The organism is Citrobacter sp. S55_ASV_140 (assembly GCF_018919505.1).
GTDB classification, from domain to species: Bacteria; Pseudomonadota; Gammaproteobacteria; order Enterobacterales; family Enterobacteriaceae; genus Citrobacter; species Citrobacter werkmanii.
The window spans coordinates 1-7477 of the sequence record NZ_JAHLQZ010000187.1; the positions used below are offsets into that span (position 1 = coordinate 1).

Here is a 7477-nt window from a genome sequence, read left to right on the forward strand (position 1 = left end):
AATGAGGACGACAATATTTGGATAGGAGGGATTGAGCCAGAGAGTTACATCATAAATTTTAATGGGGAGATAAAGACTGAAAAGGAATGGCTTCTTCCTGAACTGGGAGAGGACTGGCAATTCCCTGATAATATTTCAGTAGCTGAAGTTGAGTGGGCCGGTTGGTTTTCAGAAAATCATGATGCATTCTTGATGTACGAACTCCTATGGCCTTATGTCACTGGAAGCAATCACCTAGTTGATGTTTATGAGCATTCTGAACGAGAGGCCGTTAATCAATCACTTTTTGCCGCTGTAAATGACGAACAACTTGAATTGATACTTCAAGCTCTTGTTCCTCAACCTGATTGGTTTGAAAGCCTGGGAGGGGAAACTGTTCTAGGATGGCTACATCCTTTTTTGTGTCATAATAAAAAAGAGCAACAAAGAAGTATCAAAGTTGAAGATGGAAAATATATTCCTTATCATCCTGAAGCAGAAAGATTTTTTGTAGAAGCAGAAAATATTCGTCATCAACTTAAAATAATGGGTATTGATGAGTTTGAACCTGCTCGAGCAATTCATTTGGCCGCTGCATTAGCAAGACCACTGGTCTATACAAAGTCATTTGATAGAGCACCTGCAGCACAGATTTTAGAATATTACGATAATATACCATCACCTATTTATTTACTCGATCGTAACATGACTTACTTACAAATGTGGGAAAGCTTTGATGAATCTGTTTTTGAAGTGGATATAGACATTAGAGCTTTAGAAGCCCAACTTCCGGATGGGTTGACACTTAAGCTGGATGTCAAAATGGGAAGGCGCACAGAACGGTTATTTGCAATGGTGATGTTAATAGCTAAAAGTATAGGTCCTGAAAGTGCCACCCATCATGCTAATCGATTAATGAACCTTGTGAGTTATATGACTCCAACGTTGAAAGAAATCGTTGAATCAATTTGGCCTGGAGCTGTGTTGGCGACAAAACGTTTTTGGCGCGATGAAGTAGGCATGTTTTTTGAAGGCGGTAAATTTATAGGCCGTCCATGGGTTATGATGATGCCTCCTGACAACGCTACCGATCAGTCTCCAGAGCTATATATTATTCGCCCCGATCAGTTAGCAGAAAACAAATAGCAAACAGAGGGCTCATTGACCACTTTTACCTTCGGAGCCCTATATCAAGCCCACATATTCATTTTCGACTCTAAAATGTGCATATAATGTAATGATTGTTTTAGACTTCCGCCATTTAACCTCAAGACCGCCAGCTGTAACTGAGTTTTATGAGTTTAACCCATGGATTTCGACAGTTCCAAAATGGCTTGTATGCTATGATTTTCACTTTCTGTTTTAGCAAGTATTTGAAATCTAGTGGATAAAAATCAAGGCTATAACAAGATAACCATCTTCTAAGTGTTAATGCCCGCACCTCGCTCAGAGCAGACCAGCCCGCCAAAATTCTGGCCGTTATGTGCAATATGCGGACATTGTTATATCTGACATGAAAAGCTCATTCCGCTATATAGGCATTAAGTCGGTGATGAGTTAGATATCTCTGAGTTGATTGAAATCTAGGGTTGTTAGGGCTACAACAGTAGCCCTGTACAAATGACTGGAGTTCAGACCTCTGATGAAATTGAACACTAATCATTGGAACTTATTCTTCATTAACATTTAAAAAATGAGTGAATAGATTGTCTAATTTTGTTAATTTAAAAATATTATCTGAATCATTATCGATGATATGCAAGAGTGATATCATGGATGATTGCCTTTCAGCGCTTAAGGTCAATTCTCTAAGGTAGTTATAATCTGTGGAATACTCGGTCTCATCACTAAATTTAAGAAATTGGGGCATTGCATCCGGACTGTAATCAGATTGTCTCATTGCCCATATCATTCCAGCTAACAATGATGATTTTACAGTATAATATTCAAAACCTCGGCTAACAGATTGACGATAATCTTGGTATATCTCATTACCCAATTCCCAACTCATCACAGAGACATACAGGGCGTGCACAAATTTGTTTCTAATTACAGGGTGGGGGTGAGAAACTTTAACGCTATCTAATTCCGTATACTTTCCCTCAGATAATTTATAGAATACATTAAACATTGAAGTTTGGACATATAAAAGCAAAAAAGTGTTAGGTGGTGTTAATGTATCATTTCTCACCATCATCCTCAGTGTTAAATACATGCCTTCGAGGTCTGCAAGTATCTCTCTGGCATGCTGGTCAATGTTCTTTTGGATGACGCTGGGAGTTACCTCAGGATTGGAATTATTAGTGTTGCTTGAGTAATCTAGTTCATGATAAGTAACCGATTCTTTTATTTCTTTTTTTATCTTGTAATGCCCTTGAACGTGATGTGCAAGTTCATGAAAAAATATCCACGCAATCATTAATTCAAACATGGCAAAACGGCAAATTAATTCTTCATCAGTCCACATGGTATTTCTGTTGTTGGGAATATTTTTGTATAGCTCGACCATATGAGCGACCGTGTCAGACGCGCTGATTCTTGGGGGGATACCACCTTCGAATAAAAATTCAGCATCACTAAAGGGCTCATCAAGAGCGTTGAAATGCCAATTTCCGCTTTCTAGATTTTTAATGTAACCTGGATAGGTAAATGACTGGATGTAGATTTCCTGAACCATTCCAAGGTTAATTTCAATATGGGTTCGATAGCGTGAATCATGATAACTTGTACAAGCTGCATTGATGTTTCCATCAAGAGGCAGTTCATAAGTTAAACACCCAGATTTTTTTGAGTATATATTATCATTTGCCCACATAGCTAAATCATCCAAGACCAATCGAGCCAGTGGTTCAATAAAATCTATTGGTGCGCAATTTCTCTCAAGTTCTTTTAATGTGCTATTCATAAATCTCTCTTCAATAATTTGAAATAATTGTATTTTAGCTCTTTATTTATTGCCAGTCTAGTGATGAAGAGGTGCTGAAATATTTCAAAGATGGAAGTTTTTAATTCCGCATTGCTATTAGCCTCATTCCAGGATAATTTTTACTTTGATAAATTATTGAGAAGTTCATCATTGTAAAATTAATTATTTTTATAGACACACAACACAAATTCCTCTTATAAATTAAAATCAAAAAACTTCTTTATTGCTGGATTTTATCTGGAAAAAAGGATCATAATTCTGTACAGAGTAACACAATCTGCTCTTCGCTCTTCGCAGACTATCAGATTTGATTGTGTGCTGCTAGGGAAAACCGTCACATCAAGTCTGAGCTAATACAACTGAGTTAAGATGACGAAATCTGTTATATATCATCTTCCTCGACAGGCTCCAGCACATCAAGTGGGACTCGCACCATAGCGATGGAACCAATACGGATAAACGCGTCTTCTCCATCAATATTGGTTAACTGATATCGCTCTGTTGATTCCGGCTCTAATTCCAAAATGTCAAAAAATGCATTCAACTGACCGATATCGCCATCACTTTCTTCCTTAGACTCATCTGGCTCACAAAAAAGCTCAATAACCGGGCCACCATTCACCATGGTGATATGGACATTTCCATATTTTCCTTCATTCGCATCACCATCCTCGCCAATCTTTGCGCTAATGATTTGTTTGTAAGCGAACCCATAGGGACTACCTCGTTTAATAACTCGTGGTAATTTGAACATAGCCCTACTTATAAAAACATTATTTCTCATTTGGCAGGCAACATCCCTGGATAGTACTTCGCCACAATGTCATTCATCTTCTCCACCAGATCCAGACGATTAAACGTGATATGCCCGCTGCCCTTCTGAAAGTAGCGAATGGTGAACAGCTCATCCTCGAAGACCTGCTGATGCGGGTTGTCGCGCACAAAGTCCATAAACCGGATAGAGATATCATGCCGGTTATCGGGAATGGTCTTCCCGTCAAGTAGGTACAGCATCCTCTCCAGATCGGCGAGCTGATCGCGTCGCCAGCCCCAGTTCAGGCTGTAGCCCCATCTGTCATGCTTCACCAGATTGTTGACGATAATCTTCTTGCCGAAGTAACAAGGATTATTGGTTTTGTAGTCCCAGCTCAATCCCTTGAATAAATTAATTATCCCGCGCTCAAAAACGTCCTGCTTGTTATGGTGCAACTGCTCAAAGGTACTCAGGATATTGGCTTCACTGATGGCCGGAAGATCGCCCTCCTCCAGGTTCTTCGCCCACTGACTGCGGGCTTCAGCATCCATCAACGTTAACATCCCGGACTTCAGCATCAGATCGCGCCAGATGCTGCGGTCGATATTGCGGGTGATGACAGGCATCGCTTTATCTACAGGTTGCACCAGCCAGCAGTCGAAAGCATGGCCCTGCCGCATCGCCCAATGACTCGCTATGTCGCCGCCAATTTCTGAAGTGAGTCGGGAAACGTCATCTAGCTGACAAATCAGCGCCTCAATCTGTTTCAACGCAGCATTACGTCCTGTGACGATGCGTTCAATACTGGTGGAGCAAATCAGCTCATTATGATCGGTTAAAATTTCAGCTTCTGCTTGCATGGTATTTTGTCCGTAAAAAGCAAACACGCCCGCCGGGAATGGCAGGCGCATTATGCAATGAGTTAATAAGGAAAAAAGATTGGTGATGTAAATCGGGAAGACGGCTCGCAAGATTCAGCGTATCGAAGGAAGATGTCTTTGCCGTAACAGGCCGGTTGCCTGCCGCGCCCGCAAAATATCCACTGCGCCCAGATAAGGTGACTGTTCCTGACAGTTAAACCCTCTGCGATCGATACGTACCAGTTCGTACTTTTCCACCAGAAAATTAACGGCATCAACCAGTGTGATGCCTGCGTTGATATGTTTCTGAATAACGGTTTCATCGCTGAACGGCGTGTCATTCAGGGTAAGGCCATAATGTTGCTCCAGCAGACGGGTAAGCAGCATCTGCCAGACCGTCACGGGAGACGGGCGCGGCTTAGCCGCCCGCTGAATTGTTGCAGGTAAGGTTTTCATTTTTTCTCGCGTGTGAAAAAGGTTTAACGTTGAGTGGGATAAATAACGATGTAGACGTAACCACAACTACCGAGAGTATCGGCTTCACAGGTGAAAGCGTTGTGGTAGAGAGTGACGCTGTGCGCATGACGGGGATTAAGTTCGCCAGTGCTCAGCATCAGTTCCATCTGGCGGATAAAATGCGGGAATGCTTCTTCCAGCTTCAGACATTCGGCGTCACCAAATTTACCGGTGATATTGGCCCGGTCAGCCAGGTAGTGCAGTCGGTTGCCTTCCTGTACCAGCCTTGCGCCAAAATTCGGTGTGAAACTTCGCTTTAATCCCCACTGTATGGCATCAGTCAGTGGCATCTTTTGCTCTCCTTCATAACCAGCCACGTTCGGCAAATGAAACCACTGTCATGCCTCCGACTATGCAGTGATCCAGCACCCGGATTTCTACCAGCGACAGCGCCTTTACCAGTCTGGCGGTAATCTGTCTGTCGGCCTGGCTGGGCTCAGCTTCACCGGAGGGATGGTTGTGGGCAAAAAGCACGGCGGCTGCATTATGGCGAAGGGCTGATTTCACCACTTCGCGGGGATGCACTTCCGTGCTGTTGATAGTGCCGGTAAACAGGGTTTCGTGAGTAATTAGCTGATTTTGCTGGTTAAGATACAGCACAAGAAACATTTCGCGCTCCAGCCCGGTCATTTTCAGACGCAGCCAATCCCGGACAACCGTTGTGGACGTGAATGATGCGCCTGGTTCGCGCAGATGGTGTTCAAGCAGCGCCAGAGCACGCTGAACAGTACGCCGGGTTGTCAGCGGTAGTTCCTGCGGTAGTGATAAGTTGAAAGTCATACCTATTCCTCAGTCAATAATGCGCATGATGGCGGAGCATTCCTGATGGTGCAGAGCATACTCACGCAGACGATAAAAGTGCGCTGTCATGGCATCGCATCCGGTACGGCAGGCATGATGGCTGTACTCGATAAGACAGACGGCAATTCCGGCGGCCTCTGCACTCATTTGCGTGTTATTGCCGTTCATGCTGTTAAAGAGTTGCCATTGCACATCGCTGTCAGTATCCGGCACCATAAAAGCGCCGTCGTTACTGAGCGTGTAAAAATTCCAGATTCCGCCGCTGTAATCCGCACAGAAACGGTCCATCCACGCAAAGATACGCGGCTCCAGTAATATCCACTGTGGAATAGCGGCAAAATGCTGCGGCCAGAAGCCGGGGCGCTGTTCATCTGCGACAGGCGTGGCGAAAATAGTGTCTGACAATAAGGTGGCGTCAGTAATTGCAGTATTCATGATTAATCACTCCGAAAATAAAAAAGCCAGCCGGTCAGGGCTGGCGTGATGATGAGTCGTTAAATCAGGGGGGTTAAAACGCGGTGAGAAGTCATTTCTGCCTACTCTTGTGACAGGTGATGCAATGAGTGAGGCGGCATAAAAACAAAAAGGCCATGCTTCCCGATGGAGGCACGGCCTTTATGACTGAGTCAGAAACAATACCAGGGGGTTATTGCCCCATGTACTCCACCTTTGCATCGGTGGCGTTACCATCAGATCCTACAGTAACAACGATTTTATCGTAGGTGCGGTAAGCGGCATTGTAGACTTCATATACCACCGTATTTCCCTTCACTTCATAGCTGCCAAAATCAGCGGCGTCTGCCGTTTCACGGTCATATTCTTTCGTGTACGCCTGTCTGGCCGCTTTCATTACCGAACCTTTGTTGACTTTCAGCGGCTTGTTCCCGGTGGCATCTGCTGATGCGCCTGTAAGAGCGTTGACATATTTCGGACAAACCTGGAGCATATCACCACGGGTAAATTTCATTTGTGTGCCAAAGACCTGCACGCTGGAATTATCCTGAGCGGCAATTGATTCAATGGCTTTCCTGGCTGCGGCGGGTGCCTGTCCGCCTTCGATTTCAACAGCTTTATAGCCTGTCTGTTGATTACACATCTGAGAGGTGGGGATCAAATTCCCGTTAATACTGATACGGCTTCCCATCAGTTCCTGCTGACCGTTGGGGCAACCCTGCAACTGGCCGAAGATACCAATAGTGTCTTTTTTCAGCATAACCAGCGCCTGACCGTCTTCCGTCATGGTCTGGCACCATCCGTTTTTCACCATCCAGTTGCCTGCTTGCGCAGAGACAGAGGCGGCGGAGAGAAAAAGAGCAATTATTGTTCTGGTTTTCATAAATCACCTGTGGATTGGCAGCAGCGGTCGGGAAAGAACCACTGCATAAGTTATTAATCAGTCAACATCTGTCAAAGGAGCAGGAAACGGCGCGAAACGAGCTAGGATATCCTTACTTTTTGATAGGTTAAGACGATCAATTCATGGATATCGAAAGTTATTATTGATAGATAATAACGATCAATTTCTTATTATTGATCGTTTATACAGATCGATATATTCTTTTCTGACATACACTGCCCTGAAAAAGTGCAACGTTTGACCCTAAGGCGCATGCCCAGGGACATTTATAGATTCAAAGAAAG

At 43.9% G+C, this 7477-nt stretch carries 9 protein-coding genes; 1 reads left to right on the top strand and 8 read right to left on the bottom strand.

From position 1 onward, the window contains the following. Nucleotides 1–1125, top strand: a 1125-nt coding sequence (locus tag KQJ18_RS19595) for a hypothetical protein (protein WP_216422547.1), incomplete at its 5' end; no start/stop codon positions are given. Nucleotides 1126–1648: 523 nt separating this feature from the next. On the opposite strand, the gene KQJ18_RS19600 is transcribed toward KQJ18_RS19595, so the two are convergent. The 8 genes from KQJ18_RS19600 to KQJ18_RS19635 form a co-directional block, all read right to left on the bottom strand. After that, nucleotides 1649–2884: a hypothetical protein gene (locus tag KQJ18_RS19600; RefSeq protein WP_141400004.1), complete on the bottom strand. Its 1236-nt coding sequence runs from the start codon at nucleotides 2882–2884 to the stop codon at nucleotides 1649–1651. A 403-nt stretch (nucleotides 2885–3287) separates the two neighbouring features. Next, on the bottom strand, nucleotides 3288–3659 hold the full coding sequence (locus tag KQJ18_RS19605; protein ID WP_223369725.1) for a hypothetical protein: 372 nt from the start codon (nucleotides 3657–3659) through the stop codon (nucleotides 3288–3290). A gap of 26 nt (nucleotides 3660–3685) precedes the next feature. Further along, nucleotides 3686–4519, bottom strand: a complete 834-nt coding sequence (locus KQJ18_RS19610; protein WP_025987720.1) for a DUF4942 domain-containing protein — start codon at nucleotides 4517–4519, stop codon at nucleotides 3686–3688. A gap of 114 nt (nucleotides 4520–4633) precedes the next feature. Further along, the gene (locus KQJ18_RS19615) at nucleotides 4634–4975 is read right to left on the bottom strand and encodes a TA system toxin CbtA family protein (RefSeq protein ID WP_216422548.1); all 342 of its coding nucleotides are present in this window, start codon (nucleotides 4973–4975) and stop codon (nucleotides 4634–4636) included. A 23-nt stretch (nucleotides 4976–4998) separates the two neighbouring features. Next, on the bottom strand, nucleotides 4999–5325 hold the full coding sequence (locus KQJ18_RS19620; protein WP_019725272.1) for a type IV toxin-antitoxin system YeeU family antitoxin: 327 nt from the start codon (nucleotides 5323–5325) through the stop codon (nucleotides 4999–5001). A gap of 13 nt (nucleotides 5326–5338) precedes the next feature. Continuing rightward, nucleotides 5339–5815: a DNA repair protein RadC gene (gene radC / locus KQJ18_RS19625; RefSeq protein ID WP_019725273.1), complete on the bottom strand. Its 477-nt coding sequence runs from the start codon at nucleotides 5813–5815 to the stop codon at nucleotides 5339–5341. Nucleotides 5816–5824: 9 nt separating this feature from the next. Next, a complete protein-coding gene (locus tag KQJ18_RS19630) occupies nucleotides 5825–6271 on the bottom strand; it encodes an antirestriction protein (protein WP_025987722.1) in 447 nt (148 codons plus the stop codon). A 211-nt stretch (nucleotides 6272–6482) separates the two neighbouring features. Then, nucleotides 6483–7172, bottom strand: coding sequence for a hypothetical protein (locus tag KQJ18_RS19635; RefSeq protein ID WP_009309812.1), 690 nt, complete (start codon nucleotides 7170–7172; stop codon nucleotides 6483–6485). Between the last annotated feature and the right edge of the window lie 305 nt (nucleotides 7173–7477).